This is a genomic window from Ruminococcus sp., assembly GCF_017549005.1.
Lineage (GTDB): Bacteria > Bacillota > Clostridia > Oscillospirales > Ruminococcaceae > Ruminococcus.
The window spans coordinates 1-25093 of sequence record NZ_JAFYYT010000006.1 but is presented as its reverse complement, the minus strand read 5'-3'; the positions used below and the strand labels follow the sequence as shown (position 1 = coordinate 25093).

28 protein-coding genes are annotated in these 25093 nt (G+C 46.8%); 13 read left to right on the top strand and 15 right to left on the bottom strand.

All coding sequences use genetic code 11. From position 1 onward, the window contains the following. Window positions 1-5: 5 nt before the first annotated feature. Window positions 6-1358, top strand: a complete 1353-nt coding sequence (locus tag IKW96_RS02655; RefSeq protein ID WP_296569985.1) for a dockerin type I repeat-containing protein — start codon at window positions 6-8, stop codon at window positions 1356-1358. Between the two features lie 52 nt (window positions 1359-1410). Here the strand turns inward: IKW96_RS02655 and IKW96_RS02650 are convergent, their stop codons facing one another. The 3 genes from IKW96_RS02650 to IKW96_RS02640 all read right to left on the bottom strand — a co-directional run bounded on the left by IKW96_RS02650 (window position 1411) and on the right by IKW96_RS02640 (window position 2895). Next, window positions 1411-2004 (bottom strand): hypothetical protein, encoded by a 594-nt coding sequence (locus IKW96_RS02650; protein ID WP_296569984.1) that lies wholly within the window; start codon window positions 2002-2004, stop codon window positions 1411-1413. Next, window positions 1991-2524 (bottom strand): RNA polymerase sigma factor, encoded by a 534-nt coding sequence (locus tag IKW96_RS02645; protein ID WP_296569983.1) that lies wholly within the window; start codon window positions 2522-2524, stop codon window positions 1991-1993. Before IKW96_RS02645 ends, IKW96_RS02650 begins: the two co-directional genes overlap by 14 nt. Window positions 2525-2634: 110 nt before the next feature. After that, on the bottom strand, window positions 2635-2895 hold the full coding sequence (locus IKW96_RS02640) for a TIGR03905 family TSCPD domain-containing protein (protein ID WP_296569982.1): 261 nt from the start codon (window positions 2893-2895) through the stop codon (window positions 2635-2637). A 211-nt stretch (window positions 2896-3106) separates the two neighbouring features. Between IKW96_RS02640 and IKW96_RS02635 the strand changes: the two genes are divergently transcribed. Next, entirely contained in the window at window positions 3107-4054 is a 948-nt protein-coding gene (locus tag IKW96_RS02635; protein ID WP_296569981.1) for a glycoside hydrolase family 25 protein, read from the top strand. 76 nt (window positions 4055-4130) lie between these two features. Next, window positions 4131-4919 carry a YhfC family glutamic-type intramembrane protease gene (locus IKW96_RS02630; protein ID WP_296569979.1) on the top strand — a complete coding sequence of 263 codons (789 nt, stop codon included), beginning with the start codon at window positions 4131-4133 and terminating at the stop codon, window positions 4917-4919. Window positions 4920-4942: 23 nt separating this feature from the next. Here the strand turns inward: IKW96_RS02630 and IKW96_RS02625 are convergent, their stop codons facing one another. From IKW96_RS02625 to IKW96_RS02615, 3 genes are all read right to left on the bottom strand, one after another. Next, window positions 4943-5716: a hypothetical protein gene (locus IKW96_RS02625; protein ID WP_296569977.1), complete on the bottom strand. Its 774-nt coding sequence runs from the start codon at window positions 5714-5716 to the stop codon at window positions 4943-4945. A gap of 48 nt (window positions 5717-5764) precedes the next feature. Beyond that, complete coding sequence (locus IKW96_RS02620; protein WP_028516792.1) at window positions 5765-6010, bottom strand: IreB family regulatory phosphoprotein; 246 nt, start codon at window positions 6008-6010, stop codon at window positions 5765-5767. A gap of 234 nt (window positions 6011-6244) precedes the next feature. Then, a complete protein-coding gene (locus IKW96_RS02615) occupies window positions 6245-6778 on the bottom strand; it encodes a 4'-phosphopantetheinyl transferase superfamily protein (RefSeq protein ID WP_296569975.1) in 534 nt (177 codons plus the stop codon). Window positions 6779-7655: 877 nt separating this feature from the next. Between IKW96_RS02615 and secA the strand changes: the two genes are divergently transcribed. The 5 genes from secA (at window position 7656) to IKW96_RS02590 (ending at window position 14031) form a co-directional block, all read left to right on the top strand. Then, a complete protein-coding gene (gene secA, locus IKW96_RS02610; protein WP_296569972.1) occupies window positions 7656-10418 on the top strand; it encodes a preprotein translocase subunit SecA in 2763 nt (920 codons plus the stop codon). A gap of 190 nt (window positions 10419-10608) precedes the next feature. After that, window positions 10609-11634: a membrane lipoprotein lipid attachment site-containing protein gene (locus IKW96_RS02605; protein WP_296569971.1), complete on the top strand. Its 1026-nt coding sequence runs from the start codon at window positions 10609-10611 to the stop codon at window positions 11632-11634. A 99-nt stretch (window positions 11635-11733) separates the two neighbouring features. Further along, complete coding sequence (locus tag IKW96_RS02600) at window positions 11734-12501, top strand: class I SAM-dependent methyltransferase (protein ID WP_296569968.1); 768 nt, start codon at window positions 11734-11736, stop codon at window positions 12499-12501. A 13-nt stretch (window positions 12502-12514) separates the two neighbouring features. Then, complete coding sequence (hslO, locus tag IKW96_RS02595; RefSeq protein WP_296569966.1) at window positions 12515-13393, top strand: Hsp33 family molecular chaperone HslO; 879 nt, start codon at window positions 12515-12517, stop codon at window positions 13391-13393. Continuing rightward, a complete protein-coding gene (locus IKW96_RS02590; RefSeq protein ID WP_296569965.1) occupies window positions 13390-14031 on the top strand; it encodes an HAD family hydrolase in 642 nt (213 codons plus the stop codon). The genes hslO and IKW96_RS02590 overlap by 4 nt, the downstream gene beginning before the upstream one ends. Before the next feature lie 36 nt (window positions 14032-14067). Here the strand turns inward: IKW96_RS02590 and IKW96_RS02585 are convergent, their stop codons facing one another. Beyond that, the gene (locus IKW96_RS02585; RefSeq protein WP_296569963.1) at window positions 14068-15660 is read right to left on the bottom strand and encodes a glycosyl hydrolase 53 family protein; all 1593 of its coding nucleotides are present in this window, start codon (window positions 15658-15660) and stop codon (window positions 14068-14070) included. 28 nt (window positions 15661-15688) lie between these two features. Continuing rightward, the gene (locus IKW96_RS02580) at window positions 15689-16336 is read right to left on the bottom strand and encodes a nuclease-related domain-containing protein (RefSeq protein ID WP_296569960.1); all 648 of its coding nucleotides are present in this window, start codon (window positions 16334-16336) and stop codon (window positions 15689-15691) included. Window positions 16337-16473: 137 nt separating this feature from the next. Between IKW96_RS02580 and IKW96_RS02575 the strand changes: the two genes are divergently transcribed. Continuing rightward, window positions 16474-16692, top strand: a complete 219-nt coding sequence (locus tag IKW96_RS02575) for a DUF378 domain-containing protein (RefSeq protein WP_296569958.1) — start codon at window positions 16474-16476, stop codon at window positions 16690-16692. Between the two features lie 115 nt (window positions 16693-16807). On the opposite strand, the gene rpsR is transcribed toward IKW96_RS02575, so the two are convergent. The 3 genes from rpsR to rpsF are packed head-to-tail and all read right to left on the bottom strand — an operon-like array spanning window position 16808 to window position 17937. Continuing rightward, window positions 16808-17050, bottom strand: coding sequence for a 30S ribosomal protein S18 (rpsR, locus tag IKW96_RS02570; RefSeq protein ID WP_295077096.1), 243 nt, complete (start codon window positions 17048-17050; stop codon window positions 16808-16810). A gap of 39 nt (window positions 17051-17089) precedes the next feature. Further along, window positions 17090-17611 (bottom strand): single-stranded DNA-binding protein, encoded by a 522-nt coding sequence (locus IKW96_RS02565; protein ID WP_296569955.1) that lies wholly within the window; start codon window positions 17609-17611, stop codon window positions 17090-17092. A 29-nt stretch (window positions 17612-17640) separates the two neighbouring features. Further along, a complete protein-coding gene (rpsF, locus tag IKW96_RS02560) occupies window positions 17641-17937 on the bottom strand; it encodes a 30S ribosomal protein S6 (RefSeq protein ID WP_296569954.1) in 297 nt (98 codons plus the stop codon). Between the two features lie 327 nt (window positions 17938-18264). Here rpsF and IKW96_RS02555 point away from each other — a divergent pair, with 327 nt between their 5' ends. Continuing rightward, complete coding sequence (locus IKW96_RS02555; RefSeq protein ID WP_296569952.1) at window positions 18265-19473, top strand: cation:proton antiporter; 1209 nt, start codon at window positions 18265-18267, stop codon at window positions 19471-19473. 173 nt (window positions 19474-19646) lie between these two features. Next, window positions 19647-20123, top strand: coding sequence for a 2-C-methyl-D-erythritol 2,4-cyclodiphosphate synthase (gene ispF, locus IKW96_RS02550; protein WP_296569950.1), 477 nt, complete (start codon window positions 19647-19649; stop codon window positions 20121-20123). Between the two features lie 44 nt (window positions 20124-20167). Here ispF and IKW96_RS02545 read toward each other — a convergent pair whose 3' ends face one another. The 4 genes from IKW96_RS02545 to IKW96_RS02530 form a co-directional block, all read right to left on the bottom strand. Beyond that, window positions 20168-20713 carry a hypothetical protein gene (locus IKW96_RS02545; RefSeq protein WP_296569948.1) on the bottom strand — a complete coding sequence of 182 codons (546 nt, stop codon included), beginning with the start codon at window positions 20711-20713 and terminating at the stop codon, window positions 20168-20170. 15 nt (window positions 20714-20728) lie between these two features. Continuing rightward, window positions 20729-21361 (bottom strand): hypothetical protein, encoded by a 633-nt coding sequence (locus IKW96_RS02540; RefSeq protein WP_296569946.1) that lies wholly within the window; start codon window positions 21359-21361, stop codon window positions 20729-20731. A gap of 38 nt (window positions 21362-21399) precedes the next feature. Then, window positions 21400-21882, bottom strand: a complete 483-nt coding sequence (locus tag IKW96_RS02535; protein WP_296569944.1) for a hypothetical protein — start codon at window positions 21880-21882, stop codon at window positions 21400-21402. A 107-nt stretch (window positions 21883-21989) separates the two neighbouring features. Beyond that, a complete protein-coding gene (locus tag IKW96_RS02530) occupies window positions 21990-22724 on the bottom strand; it encodes an N-acetylmuramoyl-L-alanine amidase (RefSeq protein WP_296569939.1) in 735 nt (244 codons plus the stop codon). A gap of 501 nt (window positions 22725-23225) precedes the next feature. On the opposite strand from IKW96_RS02530, the gene IKW96_RS02525 reads away from it, so the two are divergent. Then, window positions 23226-24206 carry a DUF4003 family protein gene (locus IKW96_RS02525; protein WP_296569937.1) on the top strand — a complete coding sequence of 327 codons (981 nt, stop codon included), beginning with the start codon at window positions 23226-23228 and terminating at the stop codon, window positions 24204-24206. Between the two features lie 293 nt (window positions 24207-24499). After that, on the top strand, window positions 24500-25093 hold a 594-nt coding region (locus IKW96_RS02520; RefSeq protein ID WP_296569935.1), incomplete at its 3' end, for a glycoside hydrolase family 3 N-terminal domain-containing protein.

Sequence of the window (25093 nt, the reverse complement as noted above, 5' to 3'; positions counted from 1 at the left end):
TCACTATGAAAATTACAAAAATCTGCGGACTTCTCACAGCGGCAGTGCTTTGCGCGACCTCTGTGAACGTCATGAATATCAGCGAAAACGGGCTCACAGCTTCTGCGGACGAGTGGTGCTTCGCAGGAGAGACCTGCGAACCGCTCCATGATACTTCCCGTGACGTTCAGACCGAGGGCGTTGGCAATCCCCTGAATTTCGGCGAAAGAAACACTCCTGCCGACGCTTCGACTGCCGAGATACGCGCTATAAACCACAAAATGACCGTTCAGGAGGTAAAATACGCTCTCTACAAGGAGATTGACGAGCACTGGGACCTCATTTCCACACGTCTCGGTCAGACCGACCGCGAGAAGATGTACGCTCTCTTCCTCGGACTTGGTTCGAGAGAATCCACTCTCGGCGAGGGTAAGATAGGCTCCGACCATGAGACCGCCTACGAGGACGGCTGGGGAGTCAATTCCGCCCATGCATACGGCACACTGCAGACCGCTGTTACCGCATTCAAGGACTGCGACCCCAAGTTCATGCCCGAGGACAACGTTCCCGAGATGTTCCAGTATTCCTTTACGGAATCCAATTTCTACGACTGTATAATCTCCAATCACATGGGTATCAGAAAGATACTCCACTTTGCGGAGATATGCATAGACGAACAGGATATGCACGACTATCAGGTAGTAAGAAACAGCCTCAAGGGCTTCAACACAGGCTGGTGCACAAAGGCTGAGGACGACGGCGCATATGCCACCTACGCCGATGAGATATGCGCGATGGCACAGTTCTACTACTATGAGGGTCACCTCTACGACAACGTGTTCACATGGACCTCCGCAAACGGCGACAAGATCAATAAATACCGTACCGCCGACCGCTGGGACTGGTGGGGCGACGGTGTGCCCAGCATGGCTCCAATAGAGGAAAAACAGCAGGCTGAAACTACAACAACTACTTCCATCACCACAACAACGACAACTACAACAACTACTGCCGAGACAACAACTACAACAACATCTTCATCAACGACAACTTCTTCAATCACCACTGTTTCCGAAACGACTACAACTTCATCAACAACTTCCACAACCACGCCCGAAATGCAGGAAAAGCCTGTTTACGGCGACGCAAACTGCGACGATATCATAGATATGTCCGACGCCGTGCTCATCATGCAGTCGCTTGCAAATCCCAATAAATACGGCGTTAGCGGCTCTGACAGCAAGCATATCACAGATAAGGGACTTGCAAATGCAGACGTTGACGTCTCAAGCAAGGGTCTCACCACAAACGACGCTCTGCGTATACAGGAGTTCCTCCTCCATAAGATACAGAGCCTTGAGCCTGTCATTGACGGCTGAAAAAAGCGAAACATACAAAAAACGGGAGCATTTCTGCTCCCGTTTCTGCGTATTATGGTATATCAATACCCAATGACCAGTTTCCCTTTATTTCAAGAGGCTGCTCAGCTTTTTTGCCGCCGATGAACGAGCTTATGCATATGCTATAGCTGCCGCTTTTCAGCTCCCCCACAGGTATTTTCAGCTCCGCCGTGCCGCCGTTTACCGCAACGGGCTCGACCTCTCCGCAGACTACCTCCGAGCCGTCTTCCTGAGCTATGACAGTGAAACTGCCGATATCCAATGTTTCTTCGTACTTGTACGGTGCGGCATTCGGGTCTTTGAAGACCACCTTTACGTCAAATGCTTCGGAATCATATTTTGCCTGAATATCTATCTCTTCACTGGCATTTTCGTAGGTCTCCCCTGTTACCGTACCGAACACATTGGTCTTATCACGGAAATATCCGTTTTTTGATACCGCATAGGCTCCCGTACCTGCAATGGCAAGCATAAGCGGAACAGCAACTGCGGCTGCAAATTTTGGTTTCATATGGCGTGAAACTCTCCTTTCGCTGAACTCTTTGATAAAGTCGTCGTTTAGCTCCTGAGGAGCTTTTTCTTCATTTTTAAGGGCATATTGTACAAGCAGATCAATATCTTTCATAGCCTTTTTCCTCCAGACCTGTTTTTATGGCTTTTCTCGCTCTGTTAAGACGGCTCTTCACAGTTCCGAGCGGTATGCGGAGCTGCTTTGCTATCTCTCCCTCTTTCATTTCCGCAAAATAGAACATATACGTGACTATCCGCAGCTTTTCGGGCAATTTGGCGATAATGGCCTTTATATTGTATAATACTTCCTTTTGTTCGGTCTCTGCGATCAGGTCACATTCTGAGCTGACAGCTGCCGCTGACTTCTCGTCATCGAGTGAGTAAGCTGCATTTTTTCTGCGCCGACGGTTCCTGTTGAGCCGCACGGCTATGCCTATTACGTAATTACGCGCTTTCTTCAGCTCATTCACGGTCATACCCTCACATTCCATTCTTGCAAGCAGTGTTATAGCTTTCATAACAGAATCGTGATAAAGGTCCTCAGCGGAGCTCCTTTCGCCTGTAAGATGACAGCAGAAGCCAAAGATAGAATCTCCATACAGTTCCAGCAGTTTTTCAAACTGAATCTCTGTCATTCGGTGCACCTCCAATTTATCTATCTTCTGCTGTATATTGTAATCAAAAAGCAAAAAGGTTCCAAAAAAGGCGCACAAAAATGTGCGCCTTTATGGGTATATATCATGTTTTACGAGTTCTTCTGCTCTTCATAAGCCTTGCGGACAGCGATACACAGCTGATCGGCACAGGAAGTGGGACGTACTCCGCAGGTATTGCCCTTGAGCTTTGCCTCTATCTGCTCCACGGTCCAGCCGTCAAGCACCTTTGATATAGCCTTGAGGTTGCCGTTGCAGCCGCCTACGAAAGCGATATTCGTTATAACATCGCCGTTGATATCAAAGCTTATCTCCTGTGAACAGACCATTTTTGTCTTGTATGTATACTTCATATGTATTCTTCCTTTCTGCTTTGGTTTTATCCTTATAATAAGATTTTATACTATCATTCCGCACTTGTCAATGAAAGTTTTCTGAAATCTGAGTGAAAAGACGCTAATGTGACAAAACTGTTATTTTTTCCTGCAAATAATGGTTTACAAAGAGCGAAAAATATGATATCATATACTTACAGACAAAAAATCAGAAAATCTGGAGGAAACAATGGCAGACAACAAAAAACGAATAAAATTCAAGAGTATCGCTATCCTTGAAGCTGTTATTATCTTTCTTCTCTTCATAGCCCTGATATGGGCAACTCTTATCCGAGGAAGAGCCGAGGCTGTCCCTGCAAATGCAAACTCCGACAAGCCTCAGGTCCGTCAGAGAGCCGTTATCGAAAAGGAAGAAGCCTTCTATCAGCTGGACGGAAAGAAGATACTCATGCATGACAGTACATACGGCGAGATCTTCGTGCCTGTTTATGCAGACGTTCCTGCAAGCACTATCAGCACCGATAATATCACCATGCGGAACGGCTACGCTTTCTACTCCGAAAACGGCGAGAACGTTTCCACGATCGGTGTAGACGTTTCGGAGTTTCAGGGCGATATTGACTGGACTCAGGTAAAGCAGGCCGGTATCGACTTCGCATTCATACGCATAGGCTACCGTACCTACGGTGACGGCATTATTACATACGACAGCGCTTTCCAGCGCAATATCGAGGGCGCTCAGGCAGCAGGAATAAAGGTGGGAGCTTACTTCTACTCGCAGGCAACGAACGCTGACGAAGCTGTCGAGGAAGCCGACCACGTTATCGACGCTCTCGCGCCATACGATATAACATATCCCGTTGTTTACGACTGGGAGATAGTCCACGACGCCGCACGTACCGACAGTGTAAGCGTTGAAGCTCTTGCAGACTGCTGTGTGGCTTTCTGCGAAAGAGTCAAGGACTCGGGATATACGCCGATGATATATCAGAACAGGGAAACTGCTATGCACAAGCTCGATCTTCCCCGTGTAAAGGACTATGATTTCTGGCTTGCGGAATACGATGAAAAGCCCATATACTACTATGATTTCAGGATATGGCAGTACTCCAACACAGGCAGGATACCCGGTATCGGCGGCGATGTCGACCTCAACATCTGCTTCAAGCCATACTGATAAAAAACAGATTAAAAGCCCTCAGATCCCGAGCGTCCGCGCTGCAAGGTCTGAGGGCTTAACTGAAGGAGAAACTATGGACAGTATCAATATAAGCGGCTCAACTATTCTCGGCTATGGGATAACAGGCGTAGTTTCCGTACTTCTGCCGTTTGTCCTTGCCGTTATATGGAAGCGTACCACCGATGAAAAGTACTTTGCAGCGTTTGTGGGAGCTTTCGGCTTTTTCTGTGCCGCGACCGTGAGGATACTCCTGCGCGCCATGCTTCTGGGGAAATCAAGCCCCCTGCGGCAGAGCCCCTTTGCATTTTACCTGACAAATGCGCTGATATCGGGAATACTTGAGGAAACGGCGCGTCTGCTCTGCTTCAGGTACCCACTGAAAAACAGGACTTCCCGAAGCGTTTCTGTCATGCACGGCATAGGTCACGACGGCTTTGAGAGCATAACGGTCATAGGCATATCGTCTTTTCAGTACGTTTCCTACCTTTCCACCGCCAAAAGCCTTGGTATCGAAGCTTTTACAAAGGGACTTCCCAAGGAAGAAGCCCAGAATGTCGTTGAGGGTATCGCTTCCCTTGCCGGAAACGGCTTTTTCCACAGTCTTTTCGTCACTCTCGGCGCTGTTTCGGGAACTGCCCTCCATATAGCACTGTCTGTATTGGTATTTGCGGCTTTGCAGCAGTTTGACTGGAAAAAGCTGTTCCTGCTGGCGGTCGGACTTCATACCCTTGCCGATATACTGCCATATTTCGAGCATATCGGGCTCATACCGACGGAGGGAGTCGTGATCCTCGATATTGTTTTTGCAGCCGCTGTAGGCTGGATTGCATACAAAAAGTATCAGGAACTCCCCTATGTATAAAAAAAGGCGGTAATATACCGCCTTTACTGCTCTCCGAACCATTTTATACCGCATTCGGTATATCTTTTGACAATGCCTCTGCGAAGCTTCCATGTATTCTTGTGCACTCTTGTGTACTCATAATCGGTGCGCGTAAATGTCTCAGCAGCGTTATCCGTGTAATGGAAGTCATAATCGCTCACATCGGGCGGATTCATGTATTTTGACTGTAAACGGTATTCGGGGTCAAAAGCCTCGTCATCGTACATAACTATATCTGTTTCGGGATTGAAATCACGGATAGTGTCCGCTTTCACTATTCGGTCGCCCTCATAGGTGTAAACCACGCTGTTTATCATCTTCAAGCCTTTGGAGTTTATTTCTATACTGCTGTACTCCGCCGGTCTGCCTTTTTCGTCAAAAACTGTCAGAGAAAGCTGCAGGAGTATATGCTGCGGACAGCTGAAAAGCAGCTCTATCCGTCTTTCCGACGAATTGATATACAGCTTTTCCCTGAAAATTTCGTCGTCTTTTTTGTAATAAACCGAATAAACAGGCAGTTCATCACACATATAATGCATGGCTAAATATTCCTTTTTCCTTGGTGCTTTCATAAGCTTTCTCATATCAACTGTATTATCGAACATATCGGTGATATAATCACAGCTGAACGGCTCAATATAGCCCTTGCTCCATATTTTTTCATCAATACTTTCCAGACCGATATTGTCTCTTACCCTGTAGTAATCTGAGTATTCTTCCGTCAAGCGCTCAAGCTCACAGGCTGTTTCTTTCAGCTTTTCCTCTGTATGAACCATAATATGCTCCTTATAAAAACCAAGGCGGTCATAAAGACCGCCTTTTCATTATGCGTTGAGATAAGACCTCACAAGTACCTGTAAAAGTTCGTCACGGTCGATGTGACGGATAAGGCTTCTTGCGTTGTTGTATGTCGTAATGTATGTAGGGTCTTCGGAAAGTATATATCCTACTATCTGATTAACGGGGTTGTAGCCCTTCTGCGTAAGCGCGTCGTAAATGATAGTGAGATTTTTCTTGAGTTCTGCCTCTCTGTCCTCATTAACAGAAAAAGTCATGGTTTTATCAAACATAGTATCAGCCTCCCGCTGTTGTGGAATACTTCTGATGGAACGCTAACGGATCAAACAAGAAGCTTGTATTAATATTATAACCTAAATACTGCGGCAATGCAAGCGAAATCTCATATTTTTCCCGATTTGAACGAATTTCACTGTTGATTTTATGAATATTGCACAGCCATAACACTAAGAAAAATGTCATTTTACGCCGAAGTTCCACAAAAACATGTCTGTCCGGCATTTTCCTCACTTGTCCGTTATCTCGCAGACAGATATCACGAATTTACCACCGCAGGCTATATACTGCCTGAAACGGCAGCCCTGCACGTTCGTTGTTATCCCACCGTCAGAAAAGCCGAACTCCGCAGTATTCAGCGGATAGGAGATACCCGTGCCGATAGCCTTTACATAAGCCTCTTTCAATGTCCAGAGCCTGAAAAAAAGCTGGTCTTTCATATCCTCGGGGGCTTTTTCCACCATTTCCCGCTCCTTTTCCGAAAAAGCCCTTTTCATCACATTAGGTCGGTGCTCCCTCACCCTTTCGCAGTCGATACCGCACTCGAAGTCCGAAACTATGCAGGCGGCTATTCCGTCGGCATGGGATATGTTGTAATGTATATCAGAGCGCGAAGCGAGGGAGGGCTTCCCCATTTTTCCCTTTATTACGGGAGTTTCCTCGGTATAGTCTATCCCGAACGGGCGGAGGCACTCCCTAAGCAGCCTGTGTGCGTGGCTGTGGAGTTCCCGCTTGTCCATGTCCTTTATGGAGATCATAAGCATATTTATCACCTCATCATATGCATAAGCGAAGCGTTATTGTATAATTGTCCGATTGCAGGGAGCAAATCTCTGATTTCATATCTGCAAGGACTTTTAAATAAAATATAATGTTCGTATCACGAACATTATATCATATAAGCGAAGCGTTATGATATAATTGTCCGATTGCAGGGAGCAAATCTCTGATTTGCGTATCTGCAAGGACTTTAAATAAAGTATAATGTTCGTATCACGAACATTATACCATATTGACCGCACTTTTACAAGAGAAAGTGACAAATGTCACTCCTAAAGTGACATTTGTCACCTTGCGGAAATTCGGCGGAAATGGTATTATCATATCATGATATAGTTTTTATAAACAAGCTCATCTGAGCATGATATTGGGATAATTGAGGATAAGGAGCATAAATATGATACCTTTTTTGATACTTATTGTAATCAGCATCGGAATAATAATCATCATGGCTGACTGCAGTATAAATTCCCCCAAAAGAACGTACAGCAATGCAAATAGCAGCGGAAGTACCGTAAAAACAGTTCTGCTCATTCTCGGAATCGTTCTTTTGGTTTCTATCCTGTCCGTATACGCTGTTATCGCCGCCTTCTGTTCTTTTTGCGATTCATGCCTTGCAGAATGCCATAGCATAGGTGCGCTCGGGTAATAAACAATCCCACGCCCCACTATTGGGTAATAATTACTTATTTTTTGTCCAAATGCCTGTATACTGTGATATTATGATGAAATAGCGGACTCTGTCCGCTGTTTCTGTATAATAGGTATTGACAAACACTGTCGTTTGTTGTAAAATATATTATGTCTAATTATATGGATTATCAGACCTATATTATAATAAAGTAAAGGCGGAAAACAAAAATGGGTTTATTCAAAAACGTTTTTGGTGCGAATGCTTACTCCAACCGCGAGCTCAAGCGTATCGAACCGATAAAGAATAAAGTTCTCGAGCTTGACGAGGAATATCAGGCTCTCTCCGACGCAGAGCTCAAAGCCAAGACCGCGGAATTCAAGGAAAGACTCGAGGACGGCGAAACTCTCGACGATATCCTCCCCGAGGCTCTTGCTACCGTAAGAGAAGCTGCCTGGCGTGTACTCGAGAAAAAGCCCTATCCTGTGCAGATAATCGGTGCTATCGTTCTTCATCAGGGACGTATCGCCGAAATGAAAACAGGTGAAGGTAAAACTCTCGTTGCCTGCGTTGCTTCCTACCTCAACGCTCTCTCGGGTCTCGGCGTTCATGTCGTTACAGTAAACGACTACCTCGCAAAGACACAGGCAGAGGAAATGGGTAAGGTGCTCCGCTGGCTGGGACTTACTGTAGGATGTATCCTCCATGGTCTCAACAACGACCAGCGCCGTGCAGCATATAACTGCGACGTTACCTACGCAACCAACAACGAGCTAGGCTTTGATTACCTCCGTGACAACATGGTAACTCACAAGGAGGAGCGCGTTCAGCGTGCCCCCAACTTCGCTATCGTGGACGAGGTCGACTCTATCCTCATAGATGAAGCGCGTACTCCTCTTATCATTTCGGGACGCGGCGACAAGTCCACAGACCTGTACGCTATTGTTGACCGCTTTGCTAAAACTCTTACTTCGACTACAGTCGTTGAAATGGACGACAAGGTAGATCAGGAGTCTATAAATGATACTGCCGATTACATCATCGACGAAAAGGCCAAGACCGCTACTATCACACAGCGCGGCGTAAAGAAGGCTGAGGAAGCGTTCAGAGTCGAGAACCTTATGGATTCAGAGAACATGACCCTCCTCCACCACATAAATCAGGCTATCAAGGCTAACGGCGTAATGAAGAACGATATCGACTACGTTGTCAAGGACGGCGAGATCATCATCGTTGACGAATTTACAGGCCGTCTTATGATGGGACGTCGTTTCAACGACGGTCTCCACCAGGCTATCGAGGCTAAGGAAGGCGTTAAGATAAAGAGCGAATCAAAGACTCTCGCTACTATCACCTTCCAGAACTTCTTCCGTCTTTACACAAAACTCTCCGGTATGACAGGTACTGCCATGACAGAAGAGGACGAATTCAAGGAGATCTACAAGCTCGATGTTATTGCAGTTCCGACTAACAAGCCCGTTATCCGTGTCGACCACAACGATCAGGTATATACTACGGAAAAGGGCAAGTATGTCGCTATCATCAACAAGATAATCGAGTGCCACGAGAAAGGTCAGCCTATCCTCGTCGGTACAGTCTCTATCGAGAAATCAGAGCTTCTCTCCGCTATGCTCAAGAGAAAGGGCATCAAGCATGAAGTGCTCAACGCAAAGCACCACGCAAAGGAAGCCGAGATCGTTGCACAGGCAGGTAAGTACGGCGCTGTTACCATCGCTACAAACATGGCAGGCCGTGGTACCGATATCATGCTTGGCGGTAACGCCGAGTTCCTGGCAAGAGCCGAGCTGAGAAAGCGCGAGATCCCCGAGGAGATCATCACAGAGGCTATCGGCTTCGCTGATACAGACAACGAAGAAGTTCTTGCAGCAAGAAAGCTCTACCGCGAGCTTTATGATAAGTTCAATGCAGAGGTAAAGGAAAAGGCTGTTGCTGTCAAGGAGGCAGGCGGACTTTATATACTCGGTACAGAGCGTCACGAATCACGCCGTATCGACAATCAGCTCCGCGGACGTTCCGGCCGTCAGGGTGACGAGGGCGAAAGCTGCTTCTTCCTTTCAGTCGAGGATAACCTCATGCGTATATTCGCCGGCGACCGCCTCGAAAACCTCATGAAGACCCTCAATGTTGACGAAAATACTCCTATCGAGAGCAAAATGCTCACAAGGATCATCGAGTCCTCACAGAAGAAGGTCGAGGGTCAGAACTTCAGCATAAGAAAGAACGTCCTCAACTACGACGACGTTATGAATACACAGCGTGAGATCATCTACAAACAGAGATCACAGGTTCTCGACGGAGAGGATCTCCACGAGAGCATACTCAAGATGATGGAGGATCTCATCAATACCACAGTCGATACCTACCTTGTTGATAACGAGGTCAAGGATGACTGGAACATGGTCGGCCTCAAGGAGCACTTCCTCGGCTGGCTCATCGGTCCTGAGGACCTCAACTTCACAGATGAGGAACTCCAGGAAGTATCCAAGGAAGATATCGTCAACGCTCTCAGCAGCAAGGCCGGCGAGATCTACGAGGCAAAGGAAGCCGAGTACGGCTCGGAAGTTATGCGTGAGCTCGAGAGAGTTATCCTTCTCAAGGTCGTTGATACCAAGTGGATGGCTCATATCGACGACATGGAAGAGCTCAAGAAGGGTATCGGTCTCCGTTCATACGGTCAGAAGAACCCTGTTATCGAGTATCGTTACGAGGGCTTCGAGATGTTCGACGCTATGGTAGACTCTATCCGTGAGGATACTATCCGTATGCTCCTTACAGTAAGACTTCAGACAAATGAAGCTCCCGAGCGTGAACAGGTGGCTCAGCCAGACGCTCCGAATGCAGGCGCAGGCGACGGAAGCTTCTCAGACGAGCCTGTACGTTCAAAGAAGATCGGCGATAACGATCCTTGTCCATGCGGAAGCGGCAAGAAATATAAAAAGTGCTGCAAGGCAAAGGACATGGCAGGCAAATAATACATGAGCGGCAGTATTCTGCCGTTAAACGGGATCAGAGATCAAAAAGGGATGGATTTCCATATCGTTCATAGCTTTGTGGACGGCAGGGGGCTGCCGCGGAGGAGCTTTTCTCGGAAAAGCTGTTTTTCGTCAGGTCTGCACAAGCGGACGGTTTTATGGAGAAAGAAAGGTTTTATGAGGTGACAATATGAAAAAGCTTATTTTTCCCGCTGTTCTTCTTGCACTTCTCTCAGGCTGCGGAATAGTCACAGGAACGCCTGACAACAAGGATCTGAACTCAGTTTCGGAAACTGCAAACGGTACTACTACCGATCTGCAGACATACGAGACCGAGGCTACTACAGGTCAGATGTCAACGTCAAATGTAACTACCTCAAAGTCTGCGGGCAAAAAGGTATCGGGAACAACTACTGCTGTTCATACAACAAATAATATTATAGTGTCTGCTACCAGGGCGCCGGGCAATGACGGAGTCGTACACGGTACTACAAGATCAGTGCCTACTGTACACAGGACTACCACGTCGGCTTCAACTGCACCTTCAACCACTGAAGAAGCAACAACGCAGACAACTTCATTCGATCCTAAGGATTACAGCAATATAAGTTTTTCACTTGGAACAAAGCCTAATGAAATAAAGGTATCACGCAAAAACAAAAACGGGGAAGAAACCACGTTCCAGCAGATAAAGGACGTTGATACGACCGATATCGAAAAGGAACTCAAAAACGACGAGGAGAAAAAGCTCGAGGATTTCATCGTAAGCGCCGACTTCGACGGCGACAGCTATCCTGATGTCTTCATAATCGAAAAGCAGGACGAGCTGGAGAACAAAACGGGCAAGTATTACCGCTATGATCCTGAAAAGGGTATTTATGTATCATGGAAGGAAATGAATGTCCTTAAAAACCTTGTGGAGCTCGACGACCTTAAAAACGGCAAGATGATCGTATTCGACAAAAAGGACGAGATCGAGTACGAGCTCAAGACCTACGAATGGGACGGAGATTCAAAGCTTATCCTCAGAAGTACAGCACATCAGTACAAAACTGATGACATATACATCACTTATACCGATTATGACGACGAGGGCAACGTAACAAAGAGCTACACCACTAACCTCGCAGGCGAGATCATAGACAACAATCAGCCTACGACCGAGCCTATTACCGATCCTACAGAGCCGACTTCTGTAGACCAGGAAGAAAAATAATCACTTCTCCGTGCTGAGAAGAACGTGACGGGCTGCGCCGCTATGGTCGCAGCCCGTTGTTTCAGCCGCAGAAAACAACTACCGAAGGAGGCGTCAGCATTGAGCGGATACAGTGCTTTTGCGCGGTATTACGACGAGCTTACCGCAAATATAGACTATAACGGGCGCGGAAGATACTTCCATGAGATAATACAGCGCTTCAAGACCACTAAGGATAATATTCTCCTCGACCTCGCCTGCGGTACGGGAAGTATCTCAGAAGTAATGGCAGGTCTCGGCTACGACGTCATTGGAGTTGACAATTCCGACGAAATGCTGGGTATAGCTCTTGACAAGAAGTTTGACAGCGGCGCGAATATACAGTACCTGTGTCAGGATATGCGAAAGCTGGATATGTTCGGCACGGTAGATGTCACTATCTGCGCCCTCGACAGCATAAACCACCTTGCAAGCACTGAGGACGTGAGAAAGGTATTTGAGGGAGTTGCCTTTTTCTCGGAACAGGACGGGCTTTTCATCTTCGATGTGAATACTCCCTACAAACACCGCGAAATACTGGCAAATAACACCTTTACATATGAAACGGAGCACGTTTACTGCGTTTGGGAGAATACTCTCGATCCCGTTTCTCTTGAGGTGAAAATGGAGCTGCAGTTCTTTGAGCTGGAAGAAAACGGGCTTTACTCCCGAAGCTCTGACGGATTCTCGGAAAAGGCTTACAGCGAAGAGGATATCGAAAAACTTCTTGAAGAATGCGGCTTTGAAGTCCTCGGCAAGTACGGCGACGACAGCTTTGAGCCGCCGAAAGCCGATTCTCAGCGCATAGTCTATGCCGCAAGATGTATCAGAAGCGGTCAGAAATACTGAAAGGATAATGGAAATGGGTAATTTATACAGAGCGATATCCGCAGACGGCTCAGCCTTTGCGGAGGTACTTGACGCTAAGGATATAGTTTCGGAGATCGAACGCATACACAAGACCTCAGCTGTTATCACAGCAGGTCTCGGAAGGCTTACTATAGCCGCTTCCCTCATGGGGTATATGCTCAAGGGCGACGATGACAGCGTTACTCTCCGCGTGGACGGAGGAGGCCCTTCGGGACAGCTCGTGGCAGTTGCGGACAGCCGCGGAAACGTGAAAAGCTGCGTGAACAACCCAATTGTTGAGCTCCCACTCAACGCTCAGGGAAAACTCGATGTAGGCGGAGCTGTGGGCAGGGACGGTACTCTCTCGGTAGTCAAGGATATGGGACTGAAAGAGCCCTATGTGGGTGTTATCCCCCTCGTTTCGGGCGAAATTGCCGAGGATATCGCAAGCTATTACGCTACAAGCGAACAGATCCCTACAGTTTGCAGCCTCGGTGTCCTCGTTAATCCCGACCTTACTGTAAAAGCCGCAGGCGGCTTCCTTGTGCAGCTTCTCCCATTTGCAGACGAGAAATGCATAGATATAATCGAAAAGAACGTTGCGAAAATACGTCCCGTATCGGCTATGCTGGACGAGGGCATAACTCCCGAGGAAATAGCGAATATGCTCCTTGAAGGGCTGGAGCCCAATGTCCTCGATACTGCTTCTCCTGTATATAAATGCGACTGCAGCCGCGAGCGCACTGAGAGAGTTCTTATCAGTATCGGAAAGGACGAGCTGAAGTCAATTGCCGAGGAGGGCAAGGATACTTCCGTAAGCTGCCATTTCTGCGGTAAGGAGTACGTTTTTACTCCCGATGAGATACGCAGGCTCATGGGAGAACAAGTATGATACTGACTGTTTTTGACCTTGACGGAACTATCGCGGATACTATCTGTGACCTGGGTGACGCGGTAAACTACGGGCTTGAGCAGCTTGGCTGTCCCACCCATGACTACGAGGCGTATAAGAAAATGGTGGGAAACGGTGCAAAAAAGCTCTGCGAGAGAGCCCTCCCAGATGACAAAAAGGACAGGGCTGCGGAGCTCCACAGTCTGTTCAGCGAGTACTACGGAGTCCATTATCTCGACAAGACCAGGCTCTACGACGGTATACACGAAACGCTCAGGCTGCTCCAAAAGTACGGAGTCGTCCTTGCTGTAGCTACCAATAAGCCCGAAAAAGTTGCAAAAGAGATGATCGGAAAACTGCTGCCGGATATAGATTTCATACGTATACTGGGCGGAACCGATGAAAGGCCGAAAAAACCTGATATTGCCGTTATATATGAGATATACGAAGCCCTTCCGGATGTGGAGTTCGATGTTTATATGATAGGCGACAGCAATGTTGACATACAGACCGCCAAAAATGCAGATATCGGTTCTATCGGCTGTACATGGGGCTTCCGCGGACGCGCCGAGCTTGAAGCTGAAGGAGCTGTGTTTATTGCGGAAAAGCCGTCAGATATCCCCGCTTTTATTTTATAGTAACAAAAAGCCGCTGCAATTGCAGCGGCTTTGCGTTTATCCGTTCTTCTTTACGATTATGGTCTTTTTTGTGAGGTCATTGTCCTTATTTCCGAGGATATAACTTTGCAGCTTTACAAGGTCTGCTGTGCCGACTTCATTATCACCGTTAAGGTCAAGCTCTGCCGACTTCTCCCCTTTCAGTACTGCCTTCCTCAGCGCTATTACGTCAAATACGTCTATAGCTCCGTCGCTGTTGATGTCGCCGAGTATTATCTCCCTTGTTTCCGTAGGCTCGGCGGTAGTAGTGGTCGTTGTTGTCGTTGTAGTAGTTGTTGTTGTCGTAGTGGTAGTGGTCGTTGTCGTAGTAGTTGTTGTTTCAGGCTTTTTCTGAGGATAGATGTTGAGGAACAGGTCAAGGGACTCCAGCGGCTTGCCGTGGAAGTCGAAAAGCGCCTGATTGTCAAATGAGGAGCCTCCTGTTTCTGTAGCTCCGCTGTCGTAGTCCTTAGCGTAGACTGTCGCCCAGCCCGAGCCCTGCTGCTCCCAGTGCTGCTTCTGCTCCTGCCATGAGATATCGGGAACTCCAAGCCATGCAGGCTCCCAGTAGAAAACGCCGATACCGTGTCCGTTACAGTTTGCCACGGTTTGGAATACGTCTGCAAGAGCCTTTGCCTGTCCGTCAACCGATATATCGTATCTCAGGTCGATTCCGCCGGTGCTTGAGCTTACACTGTTTCCGAAATCGTCGCCGTCGTTATCAGTGTAGGGATAGGCGGTCTCGACTACCATAACGTACTTGTTGTACTTGTTTCCGATGTCCGTGAGAGTTTTTTGCAGATTATCCAGAGAGCCGTGCCAGTAGGAGTAGTACGAGCAGGCAAAAATATCATAATCGAGCTTGCACTCGTCCATTACCTGTGCATACCAGCCGAAGTGTCCGTTGCCTGCATTGGCAAAATGATGAGCTATGAGGATATTCTTGTCGAAGTCGCGTATAGCTTTTTCGCCGCTGGAGAAAAGGTCGCATATCTTGTACATATCCTTTTCTCCGCAGAAGAAGCACTCGGTCTCGTTGCCCACCTGTACCATGCCGATATCGCTGCCGTTTTCGGTAAGATACTTCACTACCCATGATGTCCAGTTGTATATCTCGCCCTTTAGCTTGTTATGGTCATGGGGCTGCCAGTACTTTGGACGGGTCTGCTTTGAGGGGTCTGCCCAGAAGTCGGAATAGTGTATATCCGCAAGGAGCTTCATACCGTGCTCGGCAGCTCTCTTGCCTATCTTTGCGGCAGTTTCCAGGTCTGAGTGTCCGCCGCCGTAGGTATTTCCGTTGTCGTCGTGAGGTTCGTTCCATATCCTTACGCGGATATAGTTAACGCCGTGGTCGGCAAGGGTCTGAAAGATATCCTGTTCATTGCCCTTGTCGTCATAGAACTTCACGCCAGCTTCCTCAACGGAGATAACAGACGATATATCAACTCCGCGAATGGGTTCGCCGCCGTTTATGCGGCTGTCAAAATTTGTGAATGTGACTGAGGGGATATTTGCGGCATCTGCTGTCTTTTTCAGACAGTCAGCGTGAAAAGCTGAGGGAATCGCGATAAGTGCAGCTGCTGCGGCTGCTATTAACCTTTTTGCTTTCATAATAAACTCCTTTGGCATACTGCCTGTATCAGTCGTTTTTCTTGCGGGTCTTTATCCACGCCTTTTTGAGAGGGTTCCTTACCTGCATATCGTGGAAGTAGTTGTACAGCACGTCCTGGTTGCAGCCTGCGTCGGGAAGCGACTTGTACAGCTTTTCCAGTCCTTTCAGGTCTGTTCCGAGCTCTGAGGGAAACTCGATATCCTTTGCGGCAAAGACTACCGCGCCGTTTACGGGAGTCTTGTCGAAACCGCCCTTTTTCAGATGATGTACCACATTGTCGATATGGGTCTTGTTCTGCATCTGCGGATTGTAGAGCTTGTGGGTCTTGCTGCCTATGGTATGGGTGAGGTTCTTGCCGCTGCCTGTTACCTTGCCCGAAATGCCCTTAGTCTCCACAACAAGGACTCCGAAGCGTCCGAAAACGAGATGATCCACCTCGCAGGCTTTGTTGTAAAGAGGGAGGTAGGCATTGTTTATTATCCTGATATGGTCGGATTTCCCCAGCTTTTTCAGGAATTTTCCCACCTTTTTCTCGGCAGCCCTTCCCTTTCGCTTGCCCTTGCTGAAGTGGACGCATATGTAAAGAACAAGGAGCAGAGCGGCTGCGGCGGCGACTGCTATGAGTATCCATGTCTTTTTGTCAATATCAGTTAATGAAAAAATTGATGAAACCATAATTTTCTCCTTCAAAAATGAATAGACGGAATTTTTTCGGTGATAATACCTTTGTACCGCTGAAACGCGCACTATGCCGCAGTCAGCGGTCACTGACGCTGTGCGTCAGAAATCCCGAATCAAGAGGTGTTCTCAGTATGTGGGACAAAATTGCTCTTATTCTTCTGGTGATCGGAGGAATAAACTGGGGATTGGTCGGTATTTTCGAGTTTGATATGGTAGCATGGCTCTTCGGAGGCGCAGGAAGCATTCTCAGCCGTGCCGTCTACATTCTTGTAGCTATCTCGGCAGTATGGTGCATCTCTCTTCTCTTCCGCAGGGACGGAGAGCTCGCCGTACAGAATATCGACCGATAGACCTGTCGAATACGCTCCTTCAACGATGCCGTAAGGAGCGGATACATATGATAAAAACGTCAAAAGAAATGAATATGCAAAAAGGGAGGCAAAATGCCTCCCTTGAATTTATGAATTAGTCGCTGATATAAGGAAGCAGAGCGATGTGTCTTGCTCTCTTGATAGCAACTGTGAGCTCACGCTGATGGTAAGCGCAAGTGCCTGTTACTCGTCTTGGAAGAATCTTAGCTCTTTCAGTCATGCACTTTCTGAGCTTTGTAAGATCCTTGTAATCGATCTTTTCGATCCTGTCTGCGCAGAACATACAAACCTTCTTGCGGGGCTTCTTTGCAGGACGGGCATTTCTTTCCTTTTCCATGACTTTTCCTCCTATCGTAATAAAGTAAAGTTAACTCACTCAGAACGGAACGTCGCCGTCGCTGAGTATTTCCTCAAAATCGCTGAGGTTGCCGTAAGACATACTGTCATTACCTGCTGCGGGCTGCTGTGGAGCTGCCTGCTGCGGAGGAGCGGAATAATTGTTATTGTAATTGTTCTGGGGAGCGCTGTAGCCGCCGCCGTTCTGGTAGCCGCCGCCATTGCCGCCGCTTTCGCCCTTGCCGCCTACGAACTCGACATTATCCACCTGCACATCAGTAGTGTAGTGTGTTACGTCGGGGTGGTTCTTATCCTGATAGTTGTTATTTCTGAGGGAGCCCTCTACGCAGATGAGCTTACCCTTGCTGAAATATCTCGAAACGAACTCAGCAGTCTGTCTCCATGCTGTACAGCTGATAAAATCAGCCTGTCTCTCACCTGTATTCTTGTCGGCAAATCTTCTGTCGCAAGCTACGGTGAATCTGCATGAAGCGATTCCGCTCTGTGTTTGTCTGAGCTCAGGATCGGCAGTGAGCCTTCCAATTAAAATGACCTTATTCATCTGACCGCCTCCTAAATAATGAAGTAGAATTATTCAACAACTGTTACGAGTGAACGAAGAACGCCGTCTGTGATGTTGAGACGTCTTGAAAGCTCAGCGGGATAATCGGGCTGTGACTGGAATGTATAGATCACATAGTAACCCTCTGTCTCGTCCTCGATAGGATATGCAAGCTTACGCTTACCCCAATCCTCGTTGACTTCAACAGCTTCGGCGTGACGCTCGATTCTCTCCTTGAACTTGGTTACGAGAGCCTTCATAGGCTCCTCGCCGTTCTTGAGGCTGAAAACAACCATTACTTCATACTTAGCGGATACCTTTGCCATTTAGCACACCTCCTTCTGGGATCATGCCCGACAACTTACTGCGGGCAAGGATAATAATAGTAGCGTTTTTACACGATACTCAATTATTATATCATTTCTTCCGGAGCTTGTCAAGCTTTTTTTGTCCATTGAGAAAAAAAGATTTCAGAATTAATAACAAAGAGCCAAGAACTAAGATTCAAGAGCTAAGCATGGCGGCGTTCCCTGCTGGTCACCAAACTCGCTGTTAACTGTTCACTAATGTTGACAAACGTAAGGTTTAATAGTATAATAAGGAGTAATGGGGAGCTTTTTGCTCCTTTTATTTGTGAAAGGATATGAATATGTATGGAAACCTATAAGGTCCTCAAGGATCTTGCACTTATTTTCATTTTCGCCAAAGCCGCCGGACTTCTTGCAAGAAAATGCAAGGCTCCTATGGTGGTGGGCGAGATAATAGCGGGTCTTGTTATCGGTCCGTGTCTTACGCTCAATCTGGTACAGCCAACGGAATTCATCAGTCAGATGGCTGAGATAGGCGTTATACTCATCATGTTCTCAGCAGGTCTGGAGACAAATCTGCAGGAACTGAAAAAGTCGGGCTTTGCCGCCTTTCTTATCGCCTGCGTGGGAGTCTTTGTCCCGCTTGTGGGCGGAAGTCTGCTGTATATGTGCGTTTACGGCTTCTCGGGATTCGGTACGGACGAGTTCTTCAAGGCTGTGTTCATCGGCTGTATCATGACGGCGACTTCTGTTGGCATAACCGTGGAGGTGCTCAAGGAAATGGGCAAGCTCACGAGCCGTGTGGGACAGACGATCCTCAGCGCCGCTATAATCGACGACGTTATCGGTATCATCGTGCTCACATTCGTGCTGGGCTTCAAGGATCCTGACAGCAACACTCTCCTTGTTACGGGAAAGATATTCCTGTTCCTCGTGCTTTCAGTTGTGCTTGGCTTCGTTATCTATAAGCTCTTCAAGCTTTACGACGACAGGCATACTCATACAAGGCGCATACCTATAATCGCTATAACCCTCTGCTTCCTCATGGCGTATGTTGCCGAGAAATACTTCGGTATCGCCGACATCACAGGCGCGTACATCGCAGGCATTATCCTCTGCAACGTCCGTGACGCTGAGTACATAGACCGCCGTGTAAATATCAACGGATATATGTTCTTTGCTCCGGTTTTCTTCGTAAGTATCGGACTAAAGACCGATTTCAGCAATATCGACTCGAGTATGATAGTCTTTTCCATAGGATTTGTCATTGTGGCAATGCTCAGTAAGATCATCGGCTGCGGACTTGCATCAAAGTGTTTCAGGTACAGCTGGGTGGATTGCCTCAAAATAGGCGCAGGCATGATGACAAGAGGAGAAGTTGCTCTTATCATCACAAACAAGGGACTTGGTCTCGGTATCATAGATTCCTCGTATTTTACGGCAGTTATACTGCTTATCATAGTTTCAAGCATTGTAACGCCGATAGTTCTGAAGCTGCTTTTCGGGAAAACGGACAATGCCCCGGAAAAAGCAGTTGAAACAGCAAAGAATTAGCTAAGATTCTGTTGTCTGCAAGGCGCCTTCGTATTCGGAGCGCTGCTCCGGACTCTGCAAGGACTGTCCAAAGGGTTATGAACCCTTTGCCTTGGACACGGCATAATTAATGCGTTAAGTTTTATTTACCACAGGAATACTCATCAGGTAAACGACCACGAAAGGAGAAAAAAATGTTCAGAATAGGCCACGGTTATGATGTTCACAAGCTCGTTGAGGGCAGAAAACTTATCCTCGGAGGAGTTGAGATACCTCACGTCACGGGACTTCTCGGACACTCGGACGCGGACGTTCTTGCTCACGCCATTATGGACGCAATGCTGGGAGCTCTCGCTATGGGCGATATCGGTCATCTCTTCCCCGACAACGACGACAGCTTCAAGGACGCGGACAGTATGAAGCTCATGGAAGAGGTTTGCCGCAGAGTCAGAGCCGAGGGCTGGGAGATCGGCAATATCGACGCTACTGTTATCGCTCAGGCGCCGAAGCTTGCGCCCCACATACTGACAATGCGCGAGAATATCGCAAAAGTATGCGGCTGCGACGTTTCGCAGATAAGCGTCAAGGCAACCACCGAGGAGCACCTCGGCTTCACAGGCGAAAAGCTTGGAATGTCAGCTCATGCGGTGGCGCTGATGTATAAGGGATAAAAATCAAAGCCGTTCTGTACATACAGAGCGGCTTTGCTGTTATTTCAGCCCAATTTGAAATTGTTTTTTACAACAAGCTCTAAAATCGAAGGCGAAATGTATGTCCTGGTTTTAAAAAGCTTCCCCTCAAACATTGAGTTGACCACGTAATGCTCAAATTCTGTATAGGGCGCTATTTTCTTTGCTGATCCTGCAAGCTTGTCATACACCTTCGTAACAATTTCAGGACGGGGTATCCAGATGCCGTTCTGATCGTATGCTCCGGAGCTGACATATATCCTGTTCCTATAAAGTTCAAGCTTTGAAAATATAGGTACAGAAAAGCCTGCCTGGATCAGATCAGGACTCATTATCATGGAAATATCCTCAGTTTCAAAGCATTCATCTATGTCCATACCACCTGTACCGGGAACCTGAAAATAATAGTTGCTGTGATCGGGTGTGAACATATCCATGGTCTTTCCGCCGATTATCTTGACTTTTCCGTCCGACATCACCTGTTTGTATGCCAGACAGCCGCAGTCCAGTGCAGTTTTGGCAAGCGTAAGGAAATCATTGAAATCCATGTAGTAATTTACCTGTTTTCCCATTTTTTACTCCTGAAGCTATAGCTTATGAATAATTACCGGTATCCAGTCCACAGGTTCGCCCTTTCCCTGTATCTTTTCTGATATTTGTTCCGCTTTTTCAAAGCTTTCCTCAAGCAGACCGTATCTGTTGAAGCTGATATCGTCAAAGTCCTTATGTATAGAATTGCACATGAATGAGTGAAATCCCGATATATCCCAGCCTATTATGTCGCAGCCGATAAGCTCTCCCTCGGCTGTGCAGCTTTCAAAGACTTTGATATCTAAATTTCCGGCAGTAAGTCCGGCATACTCTTCTTTAGTACTTGCAGAGACCAGCGTAAAGCCGGATTTTGCGAAATACTTCTCATAGAAGTAAACCGCGTCCTTTTTACGCATAAATCTTCCGTCCATACCCAGAAGATCATTTTCAAAAAGCGTTTCTGCCTCATCACTCATTTTCAAGTACTCTTCCTTGTCGGAAAAATAACTGTTTATGTATTCGGGCTTGTCACCGTTGGGCTTCCAGCCGTGACTGTAAACTATCTGCGGTTCATGGTCACAAAGGCAGTCGCTCACGGAAATGAAGCTGTCGGAATTTATCCCCAAATATGAGGGCGTTTCCGTTTTGGCGCAGATATAATAGCCTATTGTAACAAATTTGATTCCCATAGCTTTCACCTTCGCTTTCTTTTGGCGTAAATCAGCGTTTATCCGATAATCAGCAAATGATTCTGCAATATATTCCCGCATTTTTTGCAGGGAAGCTTCCGAAAAATATCAGGGACCTCAAAAGCTGAAAGATATTTCATTTCAAGAAATGACGGCTCGGATTCAGCCTTTGGCATTATCATCATTTCCTTGTGGACGTATCCGCATTTTCTGCACATCCAGCCGTTTCCTATACTCACATGATAATAATGTCCATTGTATTCGCATACATTTGTCGCTTCCCAGATAAACTTTTTCCGGTTTTCATGCCTAACAAACGCAAAACCTACATCAGGCGAGCTTATCTGCCCTGCATTTCCTATCAGAACGGGAACCATGTCCTTAAAAGTGCCGCAAATACCCAGCTTTTCAAACAAATCCTCATCATTTAAAATGCTTTCATAATATTCAGGCGAAATAATATATGTTTTCAGTCCGTCAATAATCAGCTCTTTTGCATGGTACTTGATAAATGCTTCCAACAGTGTCACCTCTGCATTCCGTGTGATTCTGCTAACATTATATATCATTTTACGCCTATTTGTCAATAAAAAGCTGTTTTAAGAATGTACAGCAGCTCCCCGAATGACTATTTCTTCCTGTTGATAAAATCGCTTATGCCGCTGAAAAGCGTGAATGCTACCTTGCCTCTGTACTCCTCCGTATTCAGCAGAGCCGCCTCCTCAGGATTTGACAAAAAGCCGCATTCAGCCATAACTGTGGGATTTTCACTGAAATAGCACAGAAAGAGCTCCTTGCCGCAAAGCTTTATCTCACGGTCATTGCCAGGCTGCAAAAGACTCCTGAAGCGGTCCTGGAGCATTCGCGCAAGAACTTCGCTGGTACTGTTGCTGCCGGAGTAAAACATCTGTGCTCCGCTGTACTTAGGGTCTGTGAACTGGTTCTGATGTATGGACACGCACACAGCATTGCTGCTACCGTTGAAAATAGCAAGGCGATTGTCCATATCCGAGCTCTTCTGCGCCGCTATACCCTCTATCCCCTCATCGTGTATCGATCTGTCACTGTCACGGGTCACCCTGACCTCGTAGCCGCTGACTTCCAGCATATCACGAAGCCGAAGCAGTATGTCAAGGTTTATCCCCTTTTCGGGAACGCCCTCAGCCGAGGTACAGCCGCCGTCTATGCCTCCGTGCCCGGCGTCCAAAATCACGACGGGTGTTTCATTTTCCATATCTGTAATTGATACGGGCAATGCTCCGTTCTCGGCTCTCTCAGCTATTCGTGATGCTCCGTACAGTGTGAACAAAGCACAGCCGCACAGTAATGCTCCGCTGACTATTTTTCTGTGTGTCTTTCTCATTTCAGTTGCTCCTTTCGCATTTGCAGCGATTTAGTCACTGAATAATATTCATAAATCTGACTTTATATGACAAAGCTCTATTCATACCGCACAAAGAAGAATATTTTTATAGTGGTAACAACATTATGAGGACTATGATATATGGGACTTCCGTCCCGCTCTGCTTTCTGGTACGCTGGAAAGCGTCGTTAAGATCATAACTCCTGGTTCAGTTCCGCATTTTTATATCCGCGGCAGTGACGGTAAGATATTAGCTGCTTTTCCCCAAAAATACCATATTGTAATCTCCAAATTGCTCCTTAAACGGAATGATTTCCTCAGAGCTTGCACATTTTTCAGGTGCGTCAGCTATGAGGAGACCGTATTTTTATCATAGCCGCTGACGGGATCCTTTCAGAATTGTAATATACGGTAATATTAAAAAAAGGACAACATCGCAATGATGTGGTATACTATGATCACAGAGGCAGAAAACTTACGATGCTTAAAGGAGTAATTAAAATGAAAGATAATGCAATGCAGATCACAAAGGAATTTATAGAAAACAGAGATACTATCAGAAAGGCTATAAAACTTGAAAGCTCATATATCTACCCTGTTGCAGCAAATGTATTCTGTGCGGCAGGTGTCAGGGCTGACACTGAAAAGCTTCGCGAATGCAGGAATATCATTAAGAAAAATGCAGGTTTTGCGTCTTACCTTAAAGGAACTATACTTCCTGTGCTTGCAGCAAAACTTTGTGTTGCTGATGAGCCCGAAGCTCAGTTTGAAAAGGTAATGGATATGTACGGTATACTCAAGAGTCACTTCAGGAGATCGGAATACCTTGCATTACTGGCTGCTCTCCTTGCTGAGAAGGCAACAACGGAAGAAGCTGACCGTATTGCGGCAAGAGGACGTGCTATTTATGACATGATGAAAAAAGAGCACCCGATACTCACATCAAGTGAGGACAGTATAATGGCTGGATTTATGGCATTTTCGGAAAAAAGCGATAATGAACTCACAGACGACGCTGAAAAGTGCTATGATCTTCTCAGAAAGAAGTTCTCCGACAAGAATGCTGTTCAGACGGTATCACATATACTTGCAATAACAGACGGAGTCCCTGAGGAAAAGGTGGGCAGAATGCTGAGAATGTTTGATATGTCAGCGAAATCAGGCCATAAGTTCGGCAAGCACTATGAGTTGTTGGCACTTGCGGCAATATCCCTGATAGAAGCAGACGAAAAGGAACTTATAGATACTGTTATAGATATAGACAGTCAGCTCAGCGGTCAGAAGGGCTACGGAACATTAAGCCTCGATAAGAAGACAAGACTCATGCACGCAGCCATGCTTACAGCTGACCTTTACGGAGATACCGATAATACGCAGGCTGCTGTATCTACTTCTGCACTTGCAATCATTGCAGCACAGGAAGCTGTATTGTGTGTTGCTGTTGCTGCGTCGGCAGCTGCTGCAAACAGTGCGAATGCATAAGCTTCAACTTAACTGACGATTATTGTGAAACGCATATAAGAACAGACCGCAGCCCGAAGACTGCGGTCTTGACTTTTCGGTTAGTGGTTTAATTTATCTCCTTCCTGCAAGAAGAATCCCACCTCTTGGCTTAACGACTTCAGGCTATGCGGCGATCCTTATTTGGAGATCATAACAGTACAACGCAATTATTTGCATTTATTTTCAAAATATGATATAATAATTAATATTTATTGACAGACTAAATATTCATAATGTCCGAAATTATTATAAAAACACAGAAAGGAAAAAACATGAAAAAAGCAACAGCATTATTACTTCCGCTGGCATTACTTGCTTCAGCAGTATCATGCTCGCAGAAAAGCACAAAATCATCTGCAGCAGGAACTGAAGCAGCTTCCGAAACTGCAATTGAAAATACGACTAAGGCAGAGTTCGGATCTGATACGCTGAAGTATAAGACATACGCTGCTATGACTCCCGAGGAGATAGTGGCACTGTTGACACCTAAACAGAAAGCTGCTCAGATGGTCCAGCCTGCCGTTTATAATGTCACCGAGGAAGACATGAAGAACAATGACTACGGCAGCATACTTTCTACCGTCGGCTGTATTGATTCCGACGCATGGCGCGAAACCGTTGACAGTTTTCAGAATGCAGCTGTTGAATCAGAGGCAGGTATACCATATATCTACGGTCAGGACGATGTTCACGGAGTTAATTATTGCAGAGATGCAGTATATTTCCCGCACAATATCGGACAGGGTGCAGCAAACGATGAGGAGCTTGCATATCAGGTGGGACTTATAACCGCGGACGAAGCAAAGCTCTGTCATATGATGTGGAACTTCTCGCCCTGCGTGGCTCAGTCTGTTGATCCGCGCTGG